Origin of the sequence: Bifidobacterium thermacidophilum subsp. thermacidophilum DSM 15837, assembly GCF_000426425.1 — a bacterium.
GTDB lineage: Bacteria > Actinomycetota > Actinomycetes > Actinomycetales > Bifidobacteriaceae > Bifidobacterium > Bifidobacterium thermacidophilum.
The window spans coordinates 265179-288005 of the sequence record NZ_AUFI01000006.1 but is presented as its reverse complement, the minus strand read 5'-3'; the positions used below and the strand labels follow the sequence as shown (position 1 = coordinate 288005).

20 protein-coding genes and 3 tRNA genes are annotated in these 22827 nt (G+C 59.4%); 9 read left to right on the top strand and 14 right to left on the bottom strand.

The features are described from left to right. Positions 1 to 64: 64 nt before the first annotated feature. Complete coding sequence (locus K315_RS0101645; RefSeq protein WP_029575891.1) at positions 65 to 1012, top strand: glycosyltransferase family 2 protein; 948 nt, start codon at positions 65 to 67, stop codon at positions 1010 to 1012. 307 nt (positions 1013 to 1319) lie between these two features. On the opposite strand, the gene fucO is transcribed toward K315_RS0101645, so the two are convergent. Next, a complete protein-coding gene (fucO, locus tag K315_RS0101640) occupies positions 1320 to 2471 on the bottom strand; it encodes a lactaldehyde reductase (protein ID WP_029575890.1) in 1152 nt (383 codons plus the stop codon). Positions 2472 to 2826: 355 nt separating this feature from the next. Here fucO and K315_RS0101635 point away from each other — a divergent pair, with 355 nt between their 5' ends. Further along, a complete protein-coding gene (locus K315_RS0101635; RefSeq protein WP_029575889.1) occupies positions 2827 to 4044 on the top strand; it encodes a helix-turn-helix transcriptional regulator in 1218 nt (405 codons plus the stop codon). Positions 4045 to 4176: 132 nt separating this feature from the next. Here K315_RS0101635 and K315_RS0101630 read toward each other — a convergent pair whose 3' ends face one another. The 5 genes from K315_RS0101630 to K315_RS09840 all read right to left on the bottom strand — a co-directional run bounded on the left by K315_RS0101630 (position 4177) and on the right by K315_RS09840 (position 7543). Next, complete coding sequence (locus K315_RS0101630) at positions 4177 to 4554, bottom strand: hypothetical protein (protein ID WP_029575888.1); 378 nt, start codon at positions 4552 to 4554, stop codon at positions 4177 to 4179. Between the two features lie 161 nt (positions 4555 to 4715). After that, entirely contained in the window at positions 4716 to 5453 is a 738-nt protein-coding gene (locus K315_RS0101625; protein WP_029575887.1) for a hypothetical protein, read from the bottom strand. A 707-nt stretch (positions 5454 to 6160) separates the two neighbouring features. Beyond that, positions 6161 to 6233: transfer RNA gene (locus K315_RS0101620), tRNA-Phe, on the bottom strand. A gap of 46 nt (positions 6234 to 6279) precedes the next feature. After that, a tRNA-Asp gene (locus tag K315_RS0101615) sits at positions 6280 to 6353 on the bottom strand. A 137-nt stretch (positions 6354 to 6490) separates the two neighbouring features. Next, complete coding sequence (locus K315_RS09840) at positions 6491 to 7543, bottom strand: DUF4190 domain-containing protein (RefSeq protein ID WP_029575886.1); 1053 nt, start codon at positions 7541 to 7543, stop codon at positions 6491 to 6493. A 178-nt stretch (positions 7544 to 7721) separates the two neighbouring features. On the opposite strand from K315_RS09840, the gene K315_RS09090 reads away from it, so the two are divergent. The 3 genes from K315_RS09090 (at position 7722) to K315_RS0101595 (ending at position 10746) form a co-directional block, all read left to right on the top strand. Continuing rightward, positions 7722 to 9617: a glycoside hydrolase family 13 protein gene (locus tag K315_RS09090; protein ID WP_161786012.1), complete on the top strand. Its 1896-nt coding sequence runs from the start codon at positions 7722 to 7724 to the stop codon at positions 9615 to 9617. Between the two features lie 39 nt (positions 9618 to 9656). Continuing rightward, a complete protein-coding gene (gene trmB / locus K315_RS0101600; RefSeq protein WP_029575884.1) occupies positions 9657 to 10532 on the top strand; it encodes a tRNA (guanosine(46)-N7)-methyltransferase TrmB in 876 nt (291 codons plus the stop codon). 142 nt (positions 10533 to 10674) lie between these two features. Continuing rightward, a tRNA-Glu gene (locus K315_RS0101595) sits at positions 10675 to 10746 on the top strand. 624 nt (positions 10747 to 11370) lie between these two features. Here K315_RS0101595 and K315_RS0101590 read toward each other — a convergent pair. The 3 genes from K315_RS0101590 to K315_RS0101580 form a co-directional block, all read right to left on the bottom strand. Next, on the bottom strand, positions 11371 to 11895 hold the full coding sequence (locus K315_RS0101590; protein ID WP_029575883.1) for a low molecular weight protein-tyrosine-phosphatase: 525 nt from the start codon (positions 11893 to 11895) through the stop codon (positions 11371 to 11373). A 95-nt stretch (positions 11896 to 11990) separates the two neighbouring features. Beyond that, positions 11991 to 12677 carry a dihydrofolate reductase gene (locus K315_RS0101585; protein WP_029575882.1) on the bottom strand — a complete coding sequence of 229 codons (687 nt, stop codon included), beginning with the start codon at positions 12675 to 12677 and terminating at the stop codon, positions 11991 to 11993. A 49-nt stretch (positions 12678 to 12726) separates the two neighbouring features. Then, entirely contained in the window at positions 12727 to 13527 is an 801-nt protein-coding gene (locus tag K315_RS0101580; RefSeq protein ID WP_193345917.1) for a thymidylate synthase, read from the bottom strand. A 288-nt stretch (positions 13528 to 13815) separates the two neighbouring features. Here K315_RS0101580 and K315_RS0101575 point away from each other — a divergent pair, with 288 nt between their 5' ends. Further along, the gene (locus K315_RS0101575; protein WP_029575880.1) at positions 13816 to 14229 is read left to right on the top strand and encodes an OsmC family protein; all 414 of its coding nucleotides are present in this window, start codon (positions 13816 to 13818) and stop codon (positions 14227 to 14229) included. A gap of 100 nt (positions 14230 to 14329) precedes the next feature. Here K315_RS0101575 and K315_RS0101570 read toward each other — a convergent pair whose 3' ends face one another. Both K315_RS0101570 and K315_RS0101565 read right to left on the bottom strand, forming a co-directional pair. After that, complete coding sequence (locus K315_RS0101570; RefSeq protein WP_015450880.1) at positions 14330 to 15367, bottom strand: universal stress protein; 1038 nt, start codon at positions 15365 to 15367, stop codon at positions 14330 to 14332. Between the two features lie 207 nt (positions 15368 to 15574). Then, complete coding sequence (locus tag K315_RS0101565; protein ID WP_029575879.1) at positions 15575 to 16333, bottom strand: C40 family peptidase; 759 nt, start codon at positions 16331 to 16333, stop codon at positions 15575 to 15577. A gap of 47 nt (positions 16334 to 16380) precedes the next feature. Here K315_RS0101565 and K315_RS10335 point away from each other — a divergent pair, with 47 nt between their 5' ends. Then, positions 16381 to 16575, top strand: coding sequence for a hypothetical protein (locus K315_RS10335; protein WP_152571382.1), 195 nt, complete (start codon positions 16381 to 16383; stop codon positions 16573 to 16575). On the opposite strand, the gene K315_RS0101560 is transcribed toward K315_RS10335, so the two are convergent. Beyond that, entirely contained in the window at positions 16562 to 17518 is a 957-nt protein-coding gene (locus K315_RS0101560; protein WP_029575878.1) for a CHAP domain-containing protein, read from the bottom strand. The genes K315_RS10335 and K315_RS0101560 overlap by 14 nt on opposite strands. 376 nt (positions 17519 to 17894) lie before the next feature. Here K315_RS0101560 and serC point away from each other — a divergent pair, with 376 nt between their 5' ends. Beyond that, positions 17895 to 19037: a phosphoserine transaminase gene (gene serC / locus K315_RS0101555; RefSeq protein ID WP_029575877.1), complete on the top strand. Its 1143-nt coding sequence runs from the start codon at positions 17895 to 17897 to the stop codon at positions 19035 to 19037. Between the two features lie 459 nt (positions 19038 to 19496). Here the strand turns inward: serC and manA are convergent, their stop codons facing one another. Continuing rightward, positions 19497 to 20924, bottom strand: coding sequence for a mannose-6-phosphate isomerase, class I (gene manA / locus K315_RS0101550; RefSeq protein WP_238556392.1), 1428 nt, complete (start codon positions 20922 to 20924; stop codon positions 19497 to 19499). A 74-nt stretch (positions 20925 to 20998) separates the two neighbouring features. Here manA and K315_RS0101545 point away from each other — a divergent pair, with 74 nt between their 5' ends. After that, entirely contained in the window at positions 20999 to 21253 is a 255-nt protein-coding gene (locus tag K315_RS0101545) for a DUF2530 domain-containing protein (protein WP_029575875.1), read from the top strand. A gap of 167 nt (positions 21254 to 21420) precedes the next feature. Here K315_RS0101545 and K315_RS0101540 read toward each other — a convergent pair whose 3' ends face one another. Then, positions 21421 to 22707, bottom strand: coding sequence for a sensor histidine kinase (locus K315_RS0101540; RefSeq protein WP_081666350.1), 1287 nt, complete (start codon positions 22705 to 22707; stop codon positions 21421 to 21423). Between the last annotated feature and the right edge of the window lie 120 nt (positions 22708 to 22827).

Below are 22827 nucleotides of genomic sequence, written 5' to 3'. Positions count from 1 at the left end.
GTCGGCAAGCGTAGCGTCGGGCGCAGGCGCGGCACTGTAGACGTCCTTGCTTATCCTAGAAAGCATGCTAGCCGTATCGATTGTCATTCCCGCGTGGAACGAGGAGGAGCGCATCGCCGACTGTCTGACGAACGCGACCCGGCAGACCGTGATGCCCCATGAAGTGATTGTGGTGGATAACCGGTCCACTGATGCGACCGTCGACATTGTCAAGCAGTTCATGGAAGAACATCCTGACGCGCCGGTCCGTCTGCTGCATCAGGATGATGAACAAGGGCTCATCCCGACGCGCAATTACGGACTGAACCACGCCACCGGCGACGTGTTGGGCCGCGTGGACGCCGACTGCATGCTCAAACCCGACTGGGTCGAAGTGGTCTCGGGCATTTTCACCGAAGATCCCGAAGCGATGGGCGCGACCGGGCCGGTCGTCTACTACGATATGCCCGCCAAACGCGTCAGTTTGCGCGGCGATGACAGCGTGCGCCGGCATATGTACCGGGCAGATGGCGACCAGGTGCTGCTGTTCGGGTCGAATATGGCATTGCGCGCGAGCGCATGGCACCAGATTGCGAACGAAGTGTGCCGTGACCGTGAGGACGTGATGCATGAGGATATCGACGTTTCCCTGCATCTGCTTGGCCGCTCGATGAAAACCGTGTACTGCCAGCGCATGATCTGCGGCATTTCCGCGAGGCGTATGGACACGTCGTTCACGTCGTTCCGCAATTACATGAACCGTTTCCGCAACACGTTCGCCGCACATCCGGACCATTGGCGCAAACGCAAGCCGGAGCATACGCTGTACGCGCTGTACCCGTGGATGCACACCCTGTACCCGATGTATCAGCGGTATCTCGATCGTATGGACATCAATCCGGCGGAGCGGCTGTGGTTGAAAGAGCAGTTCGACGTGGCCAAGCGCGACGAGCAGGACGAAGCCGACGCGGATGCGGAGGGCCAGCCCGAATCCGACGGCAGCACACTGACGCTGGCAGGGTCGGACCAATAGCGGTCTGGCGGGTGGTGCGCTGCTGCATACGGCGGTCCAGCACGACGGCGGTCGCCGGAACGCAACAGTAGGCGGTACGCAACGGAATCCGTGTCCGTCCCATTACACAAACTGGTTACGCTGAGAGGTGTCTCAGCGTAACCAGTTTGTGTATTTATGAGCCGGTGCCGGTCGCATGGCGGGTTCTGTAATCAGAAATCCCGCGAAGACTGTTACCCCGCACGCCGCGTCCCGTCATGGCACAGCCGCTACCATGGCTGCTGTCGTGATGACCGCTGTTGCCATGGCCAGGCGTGTCAAAAGGCCTTTACATCAGCGACGTGTAAATCGCGAGGATGTCCTCCTCGGTCGCCTTGCGCGGGTTGCCCGGCGTGCACACGTCATGGAACGCGTCATGCGCGAGCGGCTTGAGGTCGGCTTCAGTGGCTCCGACTTGCGAGATCTTGGTCGGATTGCCGAGGTCGACGGTCAGCTGGTGCACCGCCTGGACCGCTTCCTCACGCACAGTTTCCAAATCGCCGGTCATCGCGTCCGCGATACCGAAGGCCTGCGCAATATCACGGTACTTTTCGCCGGTGAAGTCTTTGTTGTATTCCATAACCGGGGCGAGAAGAATACCGTTGGCCACGCCATGGGCAACGCCGAGCCGCCCGCCGAGCGGATGTGCCATGCCGTGAACCAGACCGAGCCCGACGTTGGAGTACGCCATGCCGGTGATATAGCTGGCGTATGCCATCTGCTCGCCTGCCGCCTTGTCGCCGTCGGCGCTCTTGGCGAGGTTCTGGGCGACCATGCGGATGGTCTGCATGGACAGGCAATCGGACAGCGACCACGCGCCGGGTGTGATGAAGCCTTCAATCGCGTGGGTCAGCGCGTCCAGACCGGTGGCGACTTTCAGTCCACGAGGCATGGAGTCGGTCAAATCAGGGTCGACGAAGGCGACAACCGGGATGTCATGCGGGTCGACTGCCACGAACTTGCGCTTGTTGGCGGTATCCGTAATCACATAGTTGATGGTCGTTTCCGACGCTGTGCCTGCTGTGGTGGGCACGCCGAAAATCGGGACGGACGGGTTCTTGGTGTCTGCCACGCCTTCCAGAGACAGCACGTCGGCGAACTCCGGGTTCGCGGTGACGATGCCGATGCCCTTGCACGTGTCCTGTGGCGAGCCACCGCCGAGACCAATGAGGAAGTCAGCTCCTGCAGAAGCAAATTTCTTCACGCCGTCCTGGATGCATTCAACCGGCGGATTCGGCTTGACATTGTCGAAAATCTCATACGGCAGACCGGCTTCGTCTAGTACTGCGGTCACTTTCGCCACAGTGCCGGTTTCCAGTAGCACCGGGTCGGTGACGATGAATGCCTTCTTGAACCCGCGCGCTTTGGCGGCTACAGGTATCTCACGGATTGCGCCACGGCCAAAATATGCGGTCTGATTAAAGATCATTCTGTATACCATGTGTGTTCTCCTTCGAACAGTTCCCATTGTGTAGGAACGCCATTGACGAAACTTATTGTAGTCACTCAGCGAGAAGACACGGCGAAGAGCGGAATTGAGAGATGCTCTGCCACCTGCTATGCCCCGCCAGCAGCATATGTCCGCCGACTGTCTGCCACCAGCCCTGCAAGACGCACCGCCAGCAGAGTCAACCACCGCTTCCCTTCCACCGCCACTCGTCTGCCACCACTCGCATACCGCCAATCGTCTGTCGCCGTCAGTCGCATATCAGATTGACCGTGATATGCCAAGACGTTTTCATGGCATACTGGAGTAGGGATCAACGAGGAGCAATTACATCACAGGAAGGGATACCATGACAACACCTGATGACACTATCCGAAGCGCTGACGACTGGCGGTCAGCGCTGGAAATCCGCGACACCCGCGCCGCAAACCCTTTGATGGACGTATTCGCGACACTGTGGAGGCACAGCAGCGACGACCACCCACTGACACCTGACGATATCATCGATCTGCTCGAGGCCGATAACCGACAGAACTCCTTCTACAAGGCGCCGTCCAAGGAAACCGTGGTCAACCAGCTGCAATACCTTGAATACACGCGCATTCTCGGCCGCGAGGTCCGCCGCGCGGACGACGGCGAGACATCCGCTGACGAAGAAGGCGACGACAGCCGTTGGTATATGGCACCGGTGCTCTCTCCTTCCGAGGTGCGTCTGCTTGAAGACAGCCTGATGCTCTCCCGGATTGATCCGGAGGAACTCCAGGGGGTCATCTCTGGCCTGTATCAGCTTGCCGGAGGCAGCGCCCCTTCCAAGAACCTACCGGACATCTCCATCGATGGCTACGAGCACATCAACGGGGAGTTCCTCGCCACAATCGAGAAAATCACCGAGGCCACGAACAACCAGCTGGCCGTTGATTTCTCCTACTGCGACTATGACGAGCACGGCAGGTTGGTCAAGCGGCTGGACCGCCGGACCGGCAAACCGAGACACTACGTGTTCGATCCATACAACATGGTGTACAAGAAGGGCGGGTATTATCTGCTCGGGCACTTCCACAATTGCCCAGTCCCCCAGAACACCGACCAGAATGAGAATCACACCAACCTGTTCTGTTTCGCCGTCAATCGCATCCGCGATTTACGGATCACCAGTACGCGAATCGCCGTACCCGCCGATACCTGGGACGAGAACGGGTTGCCGCGGAAGCTGACCGGCGCACCCCGGTTCGATGCGGTCGCATTCGCCAGACAGCGCCCGCACATGACCATGGGCACACTGGTCGACGTGGTCATGAGCATCGGACCGAGCGTGCTCACCAATGTGTATGAATGGTTCGACAACCCCAAGGTTGAACGTGTCGACGGGCCTTTTGACCCTGATGACGACCACGAAGGGGTCCAGGCATTCCACTACCGGGTCAGCGTACGCAGTCCCAAGCTGGGCATTATCTGGTGGGCGCTGCAGTACGCACTCGCCGATGTACGGGTCGAATCCCCACAATCGGTGCGTGACGAACTCCTACGAGCCGGTTTGCAGCTGGCGCGGCGTTACGGTGACGAGTAATATCTTTCTCTCTTTCTCCATTCCAGCCGGTTTCCGGTGCTTCTTCAATCAGCAGGACGCACCGGAAACTGGCTTTATCGTTTGTTTTACCTCGTGTCAGCATGTCATCGAGGTGTGCGACTCTTCCGCCCGTCAGACCGCCAGTGGACCAAAATCGGAGATATGCATGAGCGTGACCACGCGATTATCCTCGCACGGCTCGTCATGTTCATATCCTTTGCATTCACGCAAATGATCCAGCCTAAGCGCAAGCGTCAAAGCGTAATGACGGTCGCAGTAATACTGGATGTGGTCCGACTCGCAATCCGGGTCGCCACATATGCAGTGCGTGTAGTGTGTGGCCGTCTCATCGCAAATCGACTCATCCCAGTCGCATCCATGTCGGTCGTCGCTATCCCCGAAATCAGGGAAATCCGGTTCGACTGGCCGCGCCATCGGCTCGGTGCGAGCTTCCTGCCGTGCATCGAGGCGTGTCCGCTCCTGCATTCCCTGTTTGTTGTGAATTGTCATGGTATTCCCTTTCCATGAACGCCGCCGATACCTAGTCAACGGCGAATCTGATTTGTGATTCATGCGTAGTGTGTGATGCATATGGCGCATTGCAATATTCCGCAGCTTGTGATTGGTTCATCACAACGACAGTCACAAGCCACCGCAGCAGCACGAACCCGCTAATCTGCGAGCGCGATTTTCGGGTTCGCGCCGGTGGCGATGAGCATATGCAGCTGCTGCTCATAGAGCTCGATGCTGCGCCGGATCAACGGTTCGTCCTTCTTGTCGTCGCGATAGAACATCGCATACTTGCGATGCCGATGACGCCATTGCACCCCAGAAAAGATATCGATGCAGTTCCAACGACTGTTGGCAATCGAACGGAATCTGATGACGGCGTCATCGGTGATCGGAATAATGGCGTTCAACGGGGTGACCGCCAGACCGTATACTCCTTTCAAGGGATCGTCAATGCCGGTGCACAGCATTCTTCGCGTCGAAGCATCATCGCCAAACAGCACACCGTCGCCGAAACTCTCACGTTTGTCAAGCTCCATGCCGGGCTCACCTGTAGAATCATCGATCCGGAATCTTGCCACAAGGCGGATTTCAGCAAACTGTTCGAAGATGCGGGCGTCCCCGGGAGACCACACGTCCATGGGTTTCCACTGGTCGCCCTTGAACGAAAACACAATCTGCTGTTCGTTCTTTCGTGTGGACGCACGGAAATCACACATCTGCACCGGCAAATGGAAATCACCGAATCCGGCAAGCTCAGCCTCGATGGCCGCGTGGATGTCATCAATGCTCATGCCCTTGCGCAAAGTGATGAAATCCTCGGCGTCCCATTTCGGTTCCAGATTGCCGCTGGTATTGCTGATGAAGTTGTCACTGATGTTGCCGTTGTTGTTTCTCATGTCATGTGCCTTTCTCGTTTGTTTCTTGCAGACGGCCGTTCCTTGTCGCCACGTCTAATATCCATTTCATCATCGCGACACGCCGAGGCGAACAAGATGAAAAATCTTCGTTGACGGCTGGGATTCCTGCTGGCACACATCGAGAACATGGCGATATTCCAGGGATTCGGTGCCCATGACGCGCCACGAGCCACAGACAGATATCCCCGGTTTCCGTACAGATGGGGTTGCAGAACGGTATGCTGACCGCACCGCCAACTGGTCGCCGGTGTCTCCTGCACTCGGGGGTTACGGATTGCGGTGGTATCTGTCTGCTGTGCAACTGCGCTATCGCAGTGCGGAGAGAAACATCGTCTGAGTCCAAGATACTGGCGTCTATCCCGCCGCCATGCAACCACCCAATGACACAACGGCCCGGTATAACCAATCCAACCGAGAATCCCGACGGTATCTACCCGTCATGCAACAGCACGATTGCGCAACGAACAGATACGAATTCGCTCGAAACACTCCACAAACTGGTGACGCGAACAGTCCTCCCAGCGTAAACAGTTTGTAGAGGATAACGGCCGACACTCGCACTGCCAGACCACGGGACACACGTTGTCCATCACCCAGGTTCGGCGCGAGAGACGGCCGGACACCAAGCGACTGCCAAGGCCTCAGAAATGAGAAAACCCCGGTTCCATACGGAATCGGGGTTCTTGTGGCTCCGAGCGGGATCGATCCGCTGACCTAGCGATTTTCAGTCGCTCGCTCTACCAACTGAGCTACAGAGCCATGGACGGTTAAAAAAACCCGGATGAACCGGGTTTTTTACCATTCGCGACCTCGGCCGGACTTGAACCGGTGACCTCCGCCGTGACAGGGCGGCGCTCTAACCAACTGAGCTACGAGGCCGTGGCGTTTGCTCCGTGGAGCAGCCGAGTATTTATATTACTCAGAATGACGATGAGCGCAAATCGAGCACTGTCTTCGGCGTGTCGCTTTTTTCACTCCCGCCAATCAGCATCGCAAAACCTTGCGATTTAGCGGTTTTAAGCATCTTCAGTCGCGACGGCCGCACTGGCAGTGACGACGCTGACACCAAGACCCGACACATGAACGGCCACAGGGTCGGCCACGGCGGCATCGCCACCGAGCAGACCACTGTAATCATCCCGGTCTTCGCCGCCATCACCGAGAATCCCGCCATCGTCGGTGGAGCCATTCCCATCAGCACCATCGGCATCACCGCCTGGCAGACTTCCACTCGCACCCCCGCCATTCGACCCGATTCCCGGCAAGGACTGGCACTGGCCATCGATGCACATCATAGATTCATCCGATTGCCCATCGCCCGAGCCATAGTCGGACGCAATCTGAGATAACGCCGATGCAAACACACACACGGCGATAATCACCACAACGAGATTAATCGCGCCGATGACGATACCGGCAATCGCCAATCCCCGGCTCTTCTCGCCCGACTTGCGCACCATGACCAAAGCGATAATCGAGAAAATCAAGCCAACCAACGGATTGATGAACGCAAAGACGAAGCCGATAATCGTGAGCACATTCCACGGCTGATTCGGCTGCACATACCGATATGAATCCTGCGCAGGCACCGCATACCCCTGACCGAATCCGGGATGCCCCTGTTGCGGCTGGCCATAGGGCGATTGGGCAAATGCGCCGGGAGCATACGGCTGTTGCGGAGGAATCTGCCCCGAGGACGCCTGCTGCGCCGCCGATTGACCATCCCCCACAGGTTGCTGTCCGTACGTGCCGGCAGCATACAGTCCGGCTGGCGCATTCGCTTCGGCACCATAGCCAGGTGCCCCGCCCGCCCATGCCGGCTGGGCATCCGCCACGGGGAGCGGAACCGTAGGCGCATCCTGCGGCTGCCCGAAGGCGGCAGACTCAGACGGCGTCTGCTCTTCGGAAAGCCCGGACGGGAACGTCTGGGACTTGGGCATTTCCCGCGTCTCCTGGACCCCGTGCAACACCTGCGCCGCTTCGATAGGCAAGTCATCGTCTGATGGAGGAATGAAATTCTGCTGATAGTCCGCCGATGGCGACATCGCCTGATTCTGATTGTCATCCATGCTTGTATTCTACCGACGGAATGCCGCTTTCCCATATTCGCCACACCATGCAAACGTCATCATCACCGTTGTATCATCGGCCCTAGTTCCCTTCGTGGCGCATCATGAAATGCGCGACGCGACGAAGCGCATCACGCGCTCGACACAAAGACAACGTTTGCAAGAAACGGAGACCGACATGACGACAGCATCACCTCGACCAGCACAAGCGACGAGTACACAAGCCAACGACCCCCAGCCACCGCTTCCCCATCATGACGGCTCGACGCTGTATGTTTCCAACCCCTGCCCTAATCTGGGCGACACCATCCGCGTCCGCGTGCGCATTCCGCGAACCGCACCGTACACCGCGGTTGTACTGCACTCACTCGCCGACGACGAGCTGCACCTAGAAAACGCCCAGCCGATTCTGAGCACCGATACCGAAACCTGGTACGAGGCGCCGTTGCCCATCCACAATCCCGATACCCGCTACCGCTTCGCCCTATTGCGCGACGGCGGGTTCGACTGGCTCAACGCGCTCGGCGTGTTCGACCGCGAAGTCAGCGACGTCTTCGATTTTCGCATCACCACCTTCTCCCCATCGCCTGCATGGAACCGAGAAGGCGCCACATACCAAATCTTCCCCGACCGCTTCGCCCGATCCGAGCAATTCGCCACACGGCAGGCACCCGATTGGGCGCATCCGACCGCATGGTCGGCCAAACCGCTCGCCTATGGCATGGAAACCGGCCGCCAATGGTACGGCGGCGACCTCAAGGGCATCGAGGAGCATCTCGATTACATCCAGGATCTGGGCTTCACCACCGTGTATCTCACGCCGTGTTTCCCGGCGCGTTCCGTTCACCGCTACGATTCCTCTACCTTCGACCATATCGATCCCCTGCTCGGCGGCGACGAGGCGCTTCGTTGGCTCGCGCGCGCATGCCACGCCCGCGGTATGCGCATCATGGGCGATTTGACGCTCAATCACACCGGTTCCAGCCATGAATGGTTCCAGCGGGCGCTACACGACCCCGACAGCGAGGAACGCGACTACTACCTGTGGAACCGGTACCCAGACGATTACGTAGCATGGATGGGCATCAAGTCGCTGCCGAAACTCAATTGGACGTCACGTAAGCTGGTCGACCGCATGATCCGCGGGGCATCCAGCAGCGCAGGACAGTGGCTCGGCGGCGAGGACGGCCTGGACGGCTGGCGTATCGACGTGGCCAACCAGACGGGCCGTTGGATGGCGATGGACGAGAACCACGCCGTCGCCACGACCATCCGGGCCACCATTGACGAATCGACCGGCGGTAACGGCGCGTTGATCGCCGAATACATGCCGGACGCCACACGCGATCTTGCGGGCGACGGCTGGCAAGGCGTCATGAATTACGCCGCGTTCGCCCATCCGCTGTGGATGTGGGTGGCCGACCCGAACAGCCATGTCAAGCGCTTCGGTTTCGATGAGACCTTCCCGCGGCGCAGCGGCATGGCGATGGCAGACACCATGCGCGAACTGCTCGCCCAAATCCCGTGGAAAGTCGCCGAATCCCAGTGGAATCTCATCGACAGCCATGACAGCGCACGCATACTGACCCTCACGCGAAGCCCACAAGTGGCCCATGCGGCGCTCGGCATCATGATGACCTATCCCGGCGTGCCGATGGTATTCGCCGGCGATGAACGGGACTCCACCGGTATCACCGGCGAGGAAAGCCGTACCCCGATGGACTGGGATGCGCCTGAGAGCGCCCATAGCGCGACAATCGACCGCTATCGTGAACTGCTGAAGCTGCGCAACACGTCCAGCGCACTCACCCACGGCGGCCTGCGCTGGGTCAGCGTGCAAGCGGACGCGGTCGCGTATCTACGCGAGGATGTGACGGACCGTCTGCTCGTTGTCGCCGCGCGGCAGGGCGGGCAGCAGGTGCATGTCACGCGTGAATTGTTGGGCAACGCCGATCCGCAGCTGGTCGCCGGCGAAGGAAGCGTTGCGGCCGCAGACCATGGTGCCAGATTCGCGCTTCCAGACGCAGGCTACGGCGTCTGGCGTCTGGGCGGTCTCGAGGTACCCCGCTGGTAGCATCGGCGCGTGTCCGATACCGGCCGCTATAAAGGAACCATGCAAGAACACGAGGAACACCCCACACAGAACGCGCAGTCAGGCTCGCAGGACACGCAGCACGCGCAACCGGCGGACGAAACCCGGCCGATCAGGCATGAGCACAAAGTCCTGTCCTTCGTTCGTCGTTCAGGCCGACTGGACGCGCGTCTGCAACGCGCATGGGACACTTACGCCGGCACGTATCTGCTGCCGTTAAATGCGGCGGAAGGGTCGCTGGACATCCGCGATGACTGGAGGCTCACACGCGAGTGGATCCACGACACGTGGGGCAACGCCCACCCGCTGGTCATCGAAATCGGCACCGGGCAGGGTGAGAACATCGTCGCGGCCGCCGTACAGCACCCGCAGACCAATTATCTGGCGCTTGAAGTCTATGATCCGGGCGTCGCCCACACCATGCTACGCGCCGGCAAACAACATCTGAATAACCTGCGCATCGCCCAGATCAACGCGCCGGAACTGTTCGCGAAAGCCGATGCGGCGACCGTAGACGAAGTGTGGACCTTCTTCCCTGACCCATGGCCCAAGATGAAGCATCACAAGCGCCGGATCGTCCAGCCGGCTCTGGCTGAAGCCATTCACCGGGCGTTGGTCGCCGGCGGCCTGTGGCGTATCTCCACGGACATCGAGGATTATGCGCTGCACGTGCATGAGGTGATGGATGGACGTGACGACTTCGAGAACATCAGCGAAATCACCGTCAGTCTGCCGACCCGGCATGTCGGCAAGGGCAACGCCGATCTCGCGCTCGATATGCCGCACGCCGATTTCTCGGAATCAAGCCGTTTCGAGGGCCGCGTACTGACGAACTTCGAAAAGAAAGGGCTCGAGGCCGGCCGAATCATCCACGATTTCACTTACCGCAGCCGCTGATACCGCGCGGATGGCCGTCGATATGCCTTCTCTACAAACCATGCCGCCAATGCATCATCCGCAAGACGCGAAAAACGACACGCCGAAACAACGGATTTTGCATTCTGGCGGCTTTGTGTTTAACATAGCTAAGTTGTTTGACGCCCCCTTCGTCTAACGGTTAGGACACCAGACTTTCAATCTGACAACGAGAGTTCGACTCTCTCAGGGGGTACGAATACTGAACCCGCCGCAAAAGGCGGGTTCTTTGTTTTCTGCGATGATGCAGCTGCTGTGACGCGCCAATCATGGACAGATACCTCATCCTGCCATCGTCTGCTTCCCCGCGGTAGCCCAAACTGGTTACGCCGGGGGCTCCCAGCATAACCAGTTTGGGAAGAGAGAGCCGGTTTGACGGCATCAACAGAACCCGGATGAATGGCCAGTTCGACCGGTTGGCATGGGTTTAGCTGGTCAGTACCGGTTCGGCCAAGGCGGTTTTCAATCAGCGCCGGGCAATGTTCTGCGGTTTGCGCATGCCCGGACATACGCCTCTTGCATAACAGCTCCCGCACAGGGCGAAGTGTCTCCCATTCCGGCATGCGACGTATATCCCGGCATACGCAAACTGACATTACGGTTCCCAGTTAGGGCAGAACAACTTCCGCCCTGCATGCACCGTATATCCCGGCATACAAAACTCGACATTCCGACTCCCGGATAGGGCGGAACAACTTGCATCTGGTGTATGACGTATGCCCTGGCATACGCGGCGCAGCGCATTCGACCCGTTCATGCGTCTTGCGCCGCAACGGCTCCGCTCCGACACAGCATCGCCCGCAGAGCGCGCGACGCGAATTCACTGACCGATCTGCTCGCTCACCCAGTCGACGATGTACGGGGCGACCTGTTCGATCTGATCGATGGCGATGTTGAAATCCTCGGGACCGCCATACCACGGGTCGACCAGGTCAATCTGGTCCTCACGCCCGGCGGGCGGCTTCGGCAGATTCGGGTCGAAACTGCGATACATATGCACTTCGGCGCGCTTGGCCGGCGGCAGCAGCCTGACCAGCGCACGCATATGCGAGGCGGTCATCGGCAGGAACAGGTCGCTGTCGTTGATTTCCTGACGCGTGATGCGATGCGCAAAATGGTGCGCCGGAATCTCATAGCCGCGCTGCCGCAACACCACGACCGCGCGGGGATCGATCGGATGACCGTATTCCTCGTCGCTGACGCCGCTGGACATGACCCGCACCCGGTCGGAGAGCTTACGCTCGTTGAACCGTTCACGCAGGATGATTTCCGCCATCGGCGACCGGCAGATATTGCCGGTGCACACGGTCATCACCGTGTAGCGCGGGTCCTGTGATGATTGCATAGCGGCCATGCGGAAGCCCCTTTCGCGATTGATTGATGTGCGAATCGATACGAGCCGGAGAGTGCGGACCGCTCATGGCAGTCCGCGGCTACGAATCACAACGCCTCGTCGTCCTCCGTCTCGCCGCCGGTCTTGCGGTACGTTTCGAACCGGTACTCGCGGATGCCGTTCTCCGGATGCTTCGGCAGCATCCACGGCGTGACGTCGACAAGTTTCCACAACCCGGTGGAGACGAGCTCCTCCATATCCGGCGCATACGTGTCTGCGTCCACCGCTGCACGGATACGCGTGACGAATACCTGCTTGGCGAACGGCAAGGCCTCACGGAATATCTGTGCACCGCCGATCACCCAGATTTCGCTGCGGTCGAGCCCGTCATCGGGAATCGCTTCCTGCCGTGCCAGATCGAAGGCGTCGTCAAGGTTCTCGACCACCGTCGCCCCAGGCGCCTGATAGCCGCTGTTGCGCGATACGACGATGTTGTCGCGGTTCGGCAACGGGCGGAACTTCGGGTCGAGCGATTCCCAGGTCTTGCGTCCCATGATGACCGGATGCGAGACGGTCAGTTCCTTGAACCGCTTCATATCTTCGGCCAAGTGCCACGGCATGCCGCCTTGGAAACCGATGGCACCTTCGCGTCCCTCATTGTCGCGCGCCTGTGCCCAAATCAAATTCACCGTAAAGGTCTTGGGATAATCATCACCCCAATCCTCGGTGTCGTCCAGCCCGGCCATACCGGGCTTGCGTTCGTGATAGCCGCTTTGGCTACTGTCATACCCCATTTCATAAACTCCTTGAACTCAATGGACTGGGATTAGTGTAGACGATGCTTCAGACGGCAACCGGCGCCTTGATGGTCGGATGATGCTGATAGCCGACCACTTTGAAGTCGTCATACGTGTAATCGAACAGCGAATCCGTCTTGCGGATCTCCATCTGCGGGTACGGGTACGGGGTGCGGGAGAGCTGCTCGAGCACCTGGTCGATATGATTGTCGTACACATGGCAATCTCCGCCGGTCCACACGAACTCACCGGGTTTCAAATCGGTCTGCTGCGCGATCATCATGGTGAGCAGCGAATAGGACGCGATATTGAACGGTACGCCGAGGAACATATCGCAGCTGCGCTGATACAGCTGGCATGACAGCTTGCCGTCCGCCACATAGAACTGGAACAGCGCATGGCATGGCGGCAGGGCCATATGCTCGACTTCCGCGGGATTCCAAGCGCTGACGACCATACGGCGGGAATCGGGATGGTTGCGGATCAGATCAAGCACATTGGAAATCTGGTCGATGGTGCGGTTGGGGTCCTCGGGCGTCGGCGCCGGCCAGCTACGCCATTGTGCGCCGTACACAGGGCCCAAATCGCCGTTCTCGTCGGCCCACTCATCCCAGATATGCACGTTGTTCTCCTGAAGCCAACGCACGTTGGTGGAACCCTTGAGGAACCACAGCAGTTCGTAAGCGATGCCGCGGAAGAACACGGTCTTGGTGGTGAGCAGCGGGAAATATTGGCTCAGATCGAAGCGCATCTGCTGACCGAACAGCGAAATCGTACCGGTACCAGTGCGGTCTGATTTCAGCGTCCCCTCCTTGAGGATCTTGCGGACCAAGTCCTCGTAGGGCATGGGAATGTCCGTCTGCGGGCGTTCCGGAATACGGGTGCGAATATCAGCAAGCTGTTCGGCGGTCAAAGGCATGACCCTATGGTAGCAGTGCCCCGCCGATTTACGCCGGTAGCCATCCTGCAAACGACTCTGTATCAGCCCAAACACCGGCGTGTGATACCGGGCGTGACATCGCTGCAGATGCGGTCGAGTCCACGAATCCCGCTGTGAGCGGATATCGGGCAGGTGCTTGGGCTAATCTGTAAGCATCGGCGCGAGAAGCGCGCCAGCAACTCCAGGAGGCACAACATGGGCAAAAGGCTCTGGGTAGAACGCAACAAGGACGGTTCATGGGACGCGTTCAGCGAGGACGGCGCGCATCTCAAGTTCGGCAAGGGCAAGGGCCTGTTCACCCCCGGCGACCTCATGAAGGTCGCGCTGGCGGGCTGCGCGGCGCTGTCCAGCCAGTTCCCGGTCGAGAACACGCTGGGTGAGGGCTCGGGCGCAAAAATCGTCGTTGACGGCACCTATGACCCGGAAAGCGATTCCTACCTGTCCTTCGAGGAGCAGGTGAACGTGGACGCGACTTCCGCCGATCTGAGCGAGGAAGATGCAGCCAAGCTCAAGGAGCGTGTCGCCCGTCACATCGAAAAGGGCTGCACGGTCGCCCATACGTACCGTCAGGAAACGCCGGTGCGCGTGAACGTCACGGTGCGCAAGTAATCAGCCGGTTATATATGCTGATGCCGCCATCCGCAGGTGTTGCAGATGGCGGCATCAGCATATTGAAGGGGCGTCAGGCAAGCTGCCGGACACCAAATCCCTACTTATGCTCCGGGTCGATCTTCGACTCGATGGCGCTGGCCTGCTCAGCGCCGGCGGTGGGCACCTGAACGGCCTCGACACCGGAAATATCGTCAATCGGCTTGGTCGGGACATCCGCCGGAGAGCTGGGTACGGTGTCGAGCTGGGATTCCGCCGCTTCCACGTACTTGCGCGGCACCACATACACCGGGCTGACCGCATGCTGGAGCAGACCCTGGCTGGTGGAACCAAGCAGCAGGCCGGTGAATCCACCGCGACCGCGCGAGCCGACTACCACGACGTCATGGTCATAACTCGCCTTCGTGAGCGTTTCGACCGCATTGCCTGGCACAATCTCCTTGTGGATTTCAAGGTCGGGATGAGCCTGCTCAATCGGCTTGATGCGTACGGCAAGGTCATCCATGTACGAATCCATGACGCCCTTGTCTTCTGCGGCGCCCTTGACATTTGGCACAGCGGAGATTACATCGAGCTGAGCCTTCCAGCTTGACGCGAAATCAGCAGCGATCTCAAGCGCCTTGAGGCCCCACTTGGATTCGTCGGAGCCGACGGCGACACGCGTGATCTTGTTGTTCAAGTGCATGAGGTTGCCTTCGTCATCGGTGTACGGTACGACGACGATCGGGCAGTACGCGTATGCGGGCAGTGAGGAGCTCGTGGTGCCCAGCAGCCGCTCGGCAAGACCGCCCTTGCCCCGGTTTCCGATGACGATGAGGTTGTAATTGCGCGACAGCTCGACGAACACCGACGCAGGATCGCCCGTAACGATCAGTGTCGCCGCTTTGACACCCTGCTCATCGGCGATGGCCTTCGCCTTGGACAGGATTTCCTGTGCATCATTGTGCGCGGCGTTGTCGTCGCCCATCGCGGTGTATGTGGCATCGAATGATACGGCGGCATAACTCGGCAGCGAGTACGCGCACACGATCTGCAGGGTCAGTCCCGCATGCTTCGCATAGTTCGCAGCCCACCATGTGGCCTTGTAACTTGCATGGGATCCATCCACGCCAACGAGGATTGCCTTGTCGTTAATCATGACGACCTCCTTCATTCATTGGCGGCGCAGCGGTACGCCACCACTACTTTCACCTTACTCCACCATTGTGGGTCTTTCGGGAAAGTGTTGCAAGAAAAACCTGGAAATCTGGTACAGCTGCGATTGAGACCCCGGAAAACAGATAAGGCGCCCGACTGGGGCGCCTTACCAGTGAATACTGTCACTGGCAGCGAGTCAGAACCGCCGCTAGAGCAGCCGGCGGATGGAGTAGGACCCGCTATACGCGTATGCGACTGGCGTATACACGGTTCCTGCATTCTTGTTCAATGCGTTGACCACCATGCCGTTGCCGACGTAGATGCCCGAATGCGCACCATTGGCGATGATATCGCCGGGCTGCGCCTCGGCCAAAGAAGGCACCGCCGTACCGAGCGCGGCCTGAGCACCGGAATAATGGGGCAGGCTGATGCCCATCTGCGCGAACACATACTGCACGAAGCCGGAGCAATCCCAGCCGGCAGGAGTATTGCCGCCTGAGACATACGGAACCACACCCACGAACTGCGCCGCGTAGGCGACCAGAGCGCTGGCCGATGCACTGTCAGGCGGGTTGACCGTCACAGTGCCGCTCGGGCTTGATGCAGAAGCACTCAAGCTGCTGCGGCTTTGCGAACGGCTCGCCGCCTGCTGCTGGGCCTGGGCCGCAGCCTGGGCGGCCGCCTGCGCCGCTGCTTGTGCTGCAGCCTGTTCCGCTGCGGCCTTGGCCTCAGCTTCCTTTTCTGCCGTGGACTTGGTCTGCGGCGGATTCAACGATTCAATGCCACCCCAGTTCGAGGAGGAATCCACGCTGGTCGACGTCGATTCGGCGAGCAGATTCTTCTTGACGGTTGTGGTCTTGGGGAACGAACGCGACGACGTAACCGCTTCGTCGGTCGTCGTGGACTGTGCGGACGCTGAAGGGGCAATCGCCGCCAACGATATACACGCGGCTGCAACTGCGACCATCGCTGTAAGAGATCTACCTAGTTTCATCATCGTTACAACACAATAGCATGCCAAACTTACAGAAATCTGAGACCTATGCGCCGCACCCGCGCAATACCGCAGGACACGCCGAAAAAGTCGCCAATCGCAACGCCGATAACGCAATCATCATGCACGACGACACAACTGAAATCCGCTCGGGCATCCCCGCCAGCAATCAGCTGCAATCAGCGAAACATCAAGGGAAAATCAGTAATGGATGAACTGCAATTGCGAAGCCTGGTCCGCGCTGAAAGTACGGGAAACCGTTTTGCCGTTGAGCGACGCGCCGCATTCCGAGGTCACAATCGAACCGTCGGCGTTGATCTGCTCGACGATGGCGACATGGCCGTACACCGCGCTCGAACCGAACTGTCCGCGCTGGAACACGATAACATCGCCGACATGGCGCGGAGTGGAATCAACCCAATAGCCCAGCTTCTTCGCGGATGCTGCCCACTGGGCCCCATCGCCAAGATGGGAACCGACCGGTAGCCCAAGCTGATGACGGCGAACATACGCCCACCATGTGCACTGGCTGAACGAATACTGGTTACCGGAATCACCCGAATCGTGATTGGGATCGAAACCGGAGGGAAGAATGCTCTTATCGGCTTCATACAGCACTGCAACCGCAGGATTCGACACAGTCGTCTGTGACATCTGCGCGACGTCAAGCTCGGAGTTCGAAGCGCCCAAGGACCAGTTGCCTGAACTCGTCGTGCTGTCTGAGGCCGAAAAACCAAGAGACGTACGTTCTTGTGAACGGGACACCGAACTGCCCGTCGCCGACTTGGTGGTCTGGACAGTGGTGGTACCCGTTTCGGATGAAGCGAGCGACGTCGTGGCATTCATATTGCTCAAGCTCAAGGCCGCCGCAGCCGCACCGGCCAACGCGACCATGGAGCCTGAAGCCATGAACCGGGACTTGCGGCGGGCCGCACGGGCCGATTCACGAATGGCACGTCTGGTCAGCGGCGCCACTTCCTCGAGTTTCGCCGCGAGCGCCGGATCAAGACCCAGTGTCTGTTCGGCACCATCGGCGCGCATGGCACGCACACCACGCACGGCATGCGCCGCATGGGAACCACGGGGGGATGACGCAAGTACATCGGCTACGCGGAAATGACGACCCGTTCGCGTCGTCTTTCGTGCCGCATGCTTCATACTCGAGTACTCCTTGTGCCGTCATCCTGAAAGCCCGTGGGAAACCGCAGGCCGGAACCAATCCGCCGCTTCCTGTGCCGCGTACACGGCGGGAGGCGACCGGTGTGATCAATTATTGCCCCACCTTACAACCCCTCCTGCCCACATGGCAACACGTCAAACGTTGCACTCAAGTCATCCACACCGCGACAACCACCGAGGCTCAACGGATTTCAGGCGGCAAGCACGACCGCATCGGCGTGTCCTACAATCACGAATCCGGTTGCTCGCCCCGACTGGCAAGCAGTAGCCGGCAACCATCGGGGGCATCCATGGCAATGACCACGATATGTACGGGGGATGTCGGCAATCCACCCGATTGGCTACCCTAGCAAGCATGAGCAATACAGTAACAATTCCCGAATCCATGCTTCCGCGGGACGGTCGGTTCGGCTCCGGTCCGAGCAAAATCCGCCCTGAGCAGGTGCAGGCTCTCGACGCCGGCGCCACCAAGCTGCTCGGCACCTCCCACCGCCAGGCGCCGGTCAAGCAGCTCGTCGGGTCCATTCGCGAGGGTCTTGCTCAGTTCTTCACCATCCCCGACGGGTATGAAGTCGTTCTCGGCAACGGCGGCGCGACCGCGTTCTGGGATATGGCGTGTGCTTCGCTCATCACCCGCAAGGCGGCCTTCGGCGTATACGGCTCTTTCAGCGAGAAGTTCGCCATCGAGGCCGACAAGACCCCGTTCCTTGAGAAGCCGGAGATTTTCCGCTCAGAACCGGGAACCTATCGACTCCCCAAGCTCACCGAGTACGTGGACACCTACTGCTGGGCTCATAACGAAACCTCAACAGGCGTGGCAACACCGGTCAAGCGGATCCCCGGCAGCGTTGAACAGGGCGCCATCACCTTGGTGGACGCAACCAGCGGTGCCGGCGTTCTGCCGGTCGACATCTCCCAGACCGATGCCTATTACTTCTCCCCGCAGAAGGCGTTCGGCTCCGACGGCGGCCTGTGGATCGCCATCCTCTCCCCCGCTGCCATCGAACGCGCGTATGCGTTGGAGGAAAGCACGAAGCTCGAGGGCGCGCGGCGCTGGGTTCCCGCCTTCCTGTCCCTGAAATCCGCAATCGACAACTCCCGCAAGGATCAGACGCTCAACACGCCGTCCGTGGCCAACCTAATCATGCTGGAAAACCAGATCCGTTGGCTCAACGACAACGGCGGGCTGGCATGGGCCCACGCCCGGTGCACGAAATCCGCCTCGCTGCTGTACCAGTGGGCGGAACGCAGCGAATATGCACACCCCTTCGTCGAGGACGAATCCGCCCAGTCCACCGCGACCGTGACCATCGATCTGGATGACGCAATCAGCGCCAAGCAGGTCATCCAAGCGCTTCGCGACAACGGAATCGTCGATACCGGCGGATACCGCAAGCTCGGACGCAACCAGCTGCGCATCGGCGTCTTCCCGTCGGTCGAACCGTCCGATATTGTGGCGCTCACCAAGTGCGTCGACTACATCGTCGAGCACCTGTAATCGGGAATTCATCCGATATTTCAACTGCCTACGTCTGCCGTGGTGCGGGCGTAGGCAGTTTTGTTTTTCGTGGGATCGGGATATAGTCGGAACCGAAACACGAAACCAGAAAACGAAACCGGAACGTCGTACCGGAATCTCAATATCTCGCAACATACGCCGATGCGGCGAGATATTGAGAAAAACATCTGAAAAACTCGGCGGTTTCGCGAATATCGAGAGATTTTGAGATTTCACAACGCACCCCGCACATGCCGCAGCGCTTTCAAGGACTGGAATTTCAACGTTTTACGGCAGCTGCCCAACGGAACGGCACATACGGAATCTGAAAAAATCTCGATATCGCGGCGTTAACAGAGATTATGAGACTTTTCCCTGAAAATCTCGACGATTCCACGCTGTCGTCGAGATTTTCAGATTTTCTCTGTCTAGCAGCCGACGACAACACCATAAGACGCGTCACACCTGCGTCGTCGCCATGAGGAAGGAACCGCCGACCAGGTCATCCCGACCGGCTTGGCCATCTCGACCGGATACGCTTTCGCCTTCATCCCCGGCGGATTCCAGAGTGACCCACCCTTCGCAGGCGGGCACGAACACCGCCTGTCCTGCGGAAAGCACGCGGGATTCCTGTTCGCTGGAGCATCGCACCATCCCATGGGTACACAACACGATACGCGGCTTGTTGCGCCCTTGGTTCACACGTCCCAAGGTCAGCTGCCGCAACAACGCACCATAGCGCCGATGAACCCTGTCCATCACCGGCCACGCCTGGGCGTGCGGACCGGTGGTGCCGTACGCCAGCATGAACTGATCGATATGCGGCCGGTACACAATGAGGTTGCCATCACGCGTCGCCATGTCCCCGAACTGTGCATCGGCAGGATCCACCGGGGCTCCGGGCTGACAGTTGAGCGTATGCAGCAACCGTGGAATGTCCTTATGTTTCACGGTCATTCCCGCTCTGAGCACATTGTCTGAATTGTTCATGATTTCAGCGGCCGTGCCATGGATGTACGCGTGCGGGGTCCCAGCAGGGATGAACACGGATTCACCCTCCTGAAGCGAGACCGGATTGAGCATCAGCAATGTGAGTACGCTGGGATCTGCGGGAAACGCCTCGGCGGCGGCGAGCGCATGTCGGAACGCGAGCCGGGAGACAGGATCGCTGACACGCAGCGAGGCATATCGCAACTGCGCTTGCAGATCGTCCGTCGGCGGAGCGGTAATCGCTGTATAGAAGGCACGGAAAATGCGTCGACGTGAATCAGGCCAGACCATCGAGGACACCGGCATCATCGCATCGGCCTGCTCGAATCCCTCCGGTGTCTGTCCGATGCGCATGGTCCGTTCGGTCAACGCTTCGACCATGCGCGATGCGAGCGGATGGCCGACCATGCTGAGATTACGCAACATGAAGCGGATGGTGCCGAAGCCGACGGAAGCGTGGAACGGCTCTAGGGCGACGACCATCTCGCTTTTCGCTGCGGTGTCATGGAACGAGCGTTCCGGGGCGTCCATCGCTATACCTTGCGCGTTTTGAGCGTTGAACCCTGCGCGCGCTTCAAAATCCACGGGATGCACCTGCAGCGACAGAGGGATACGTGCAGCGATGATTTTGAACAGGAAGGGCAGTTCCGGGCCGAACTGCTCGGATACGCGCCGCCCGACCATTGCTTCAGGATGGTCTCGAATCGCCTGCGGCACCGTGGTGAACGAACCGTCCGGGGCTTCAAGCCGCGAGGGCGACTGCGGGTGCCCGCTGAACCACATTTCGGCGAGCGGCTGGCCGTCGTCCAGCATCTGCGCAGGAAGCTCGTCGGCGAACAGGGTTTGCAGACGGCTGTATGATCCCCACGCATAGCGCTTTGGGACTGGACGTATCACATACACGGCTGTGGCAATCCTTTCTTCCGGCGAACAACACCTTATAAGGTTACCCCGCACGTTATGGTAATGGTATGAAGTTGGCTCCGATTTTCGATCCGGCGGCCCGCAGGCCGTCGCCCAAGCCCGCGCGTGTCGACCTGAGAAAAGTGTTCCTCATTGGTACGGCGGTGTGGATGGCGGCATTGATTGTGTGCGCTATGCTCCTCGCCTTGCATGTGCCCGCACTCAAGGAGCTGGTTGTATGCGTCGCCGGCGTGCTCGTCGGAATCATCCTGCTTGTCTGGGAGCATTTCGACCGTTGGGATTATCGCAGGCTCGGAAAATAGCCGCTGCGCCACCTTCCCGCTGTTGCAGCGGCGCTGACTCGAATCGGTAACCAACGGCGCAGAAAACTCACGTATCACGAACATCACTAGTACCCGTGCGCCCCGGGTGCCTTGAGCATCCACAGATTACGGTGCCCGGTCTGCCCGCTTAGATCAGGTTCGCAGATTCAGGCTGTCACTATGTCCTGCGCAAGCGGCAGCGACATCGTAAACGTGCTCCCCTGCCCGGGAACGCTCCATACCGTCACGTTGCCGTGATGGGTCAGCGCCACATGTTTGACAATCGCAAGCCCCAGACCAATGCCATGCTCGGTCCGCTCGTTCTGCTCACTGCCACGGTAGAAACGCTCGAATACACGCTCTTGCTCGGCTTTCGCAATACCGCATCCGCGATCGATGACACTGACGGATGCGTGCCCGCAATCCTGCGAGCGCTTGACTGAGACCGCGACTGTCGAGCCTTGAGGGGAATACCCGATAGCGTTTTCGATGAGCTTGCCTACCGCGGCCTTGATCTGATCGGATTCGCCGTTGATATCAAGACTGTCGTCTCCGGACAGCTCGAGCTGCACTCCGGCTTGCTGCGCCTGCCCGAGATGGGATTGCACGACATCGCGCAGCTGGTCCATGACATTGATCCGGTTATGGCTCGAAGGGGTGACGGGTTCCTGCGAGCGGATGAGCAGCAGCAAATCGGAAACCATATGCTCCATGTGTTTGCACGCGCGTCTCACTTCGACGGCCTGCCGCTTGACCGACTCACGGTCAAGATCATCATGCTCCAGCGAATCCGCAAGACGCTCCAACGCTTGCGAAGGCTCGATGAGCTGTTCAGAAACGTTCTGGATGAAGGATTCGCGGACTTGGCTGAACCGGATTGATTCGCTGACGTCATCCAGCAGCACGACGACGAAACGCGAATTGATTCTGCCGACGGTGACTTTCAGCCAATTCGGACGCGATACGCCGTTGATGACCCGGACCTGCTGCAATCCCGTATCCTGCGCCGACTCCCCTTTCGGCCCGACGATACGCTGTGGGACGGTCTGTGTGGTGATATCCAGCTGTTTGCGCCCGCCGGCGCTGCGCACTTCATGGACTGCCGCGAGGATATCTTCGTTGCACAACGACTCGTCCCGTACCACACCGAGCGTATACGCGGCGGAGCTCGCCCTAATGACGTCATCGTGGTCGTCTACCACGGCAGATGCAACCGGAATCATCGCCAAAAGCGCTTGCGTGGAATCCTCAAGGTCTTCCACGTCTTGCCGCCCCTGCCGCTGGTCTGCGCGATGTCCCAGCCCCAGAAAATCGCCTTGTGGGTGGGAGGTGAGACGCCGCAACGGATTGATCCCATGATGAATATCGTTCAACGTCACGGCGACGACGGCAGCCGCACAGGCGGCGATCGTCACCGCGACCACGCAATACCATACAGTCCAGAATGAACCCATGCGGCCATTGTCGCACAGTTTGCTGTGGCGATGCCACACCGAGACGGCACCAAGATGAACCGCAGATGAACGGTTACATGAATTCTGCACGAACCATCGTCAACTACGTCCAGCTGATGT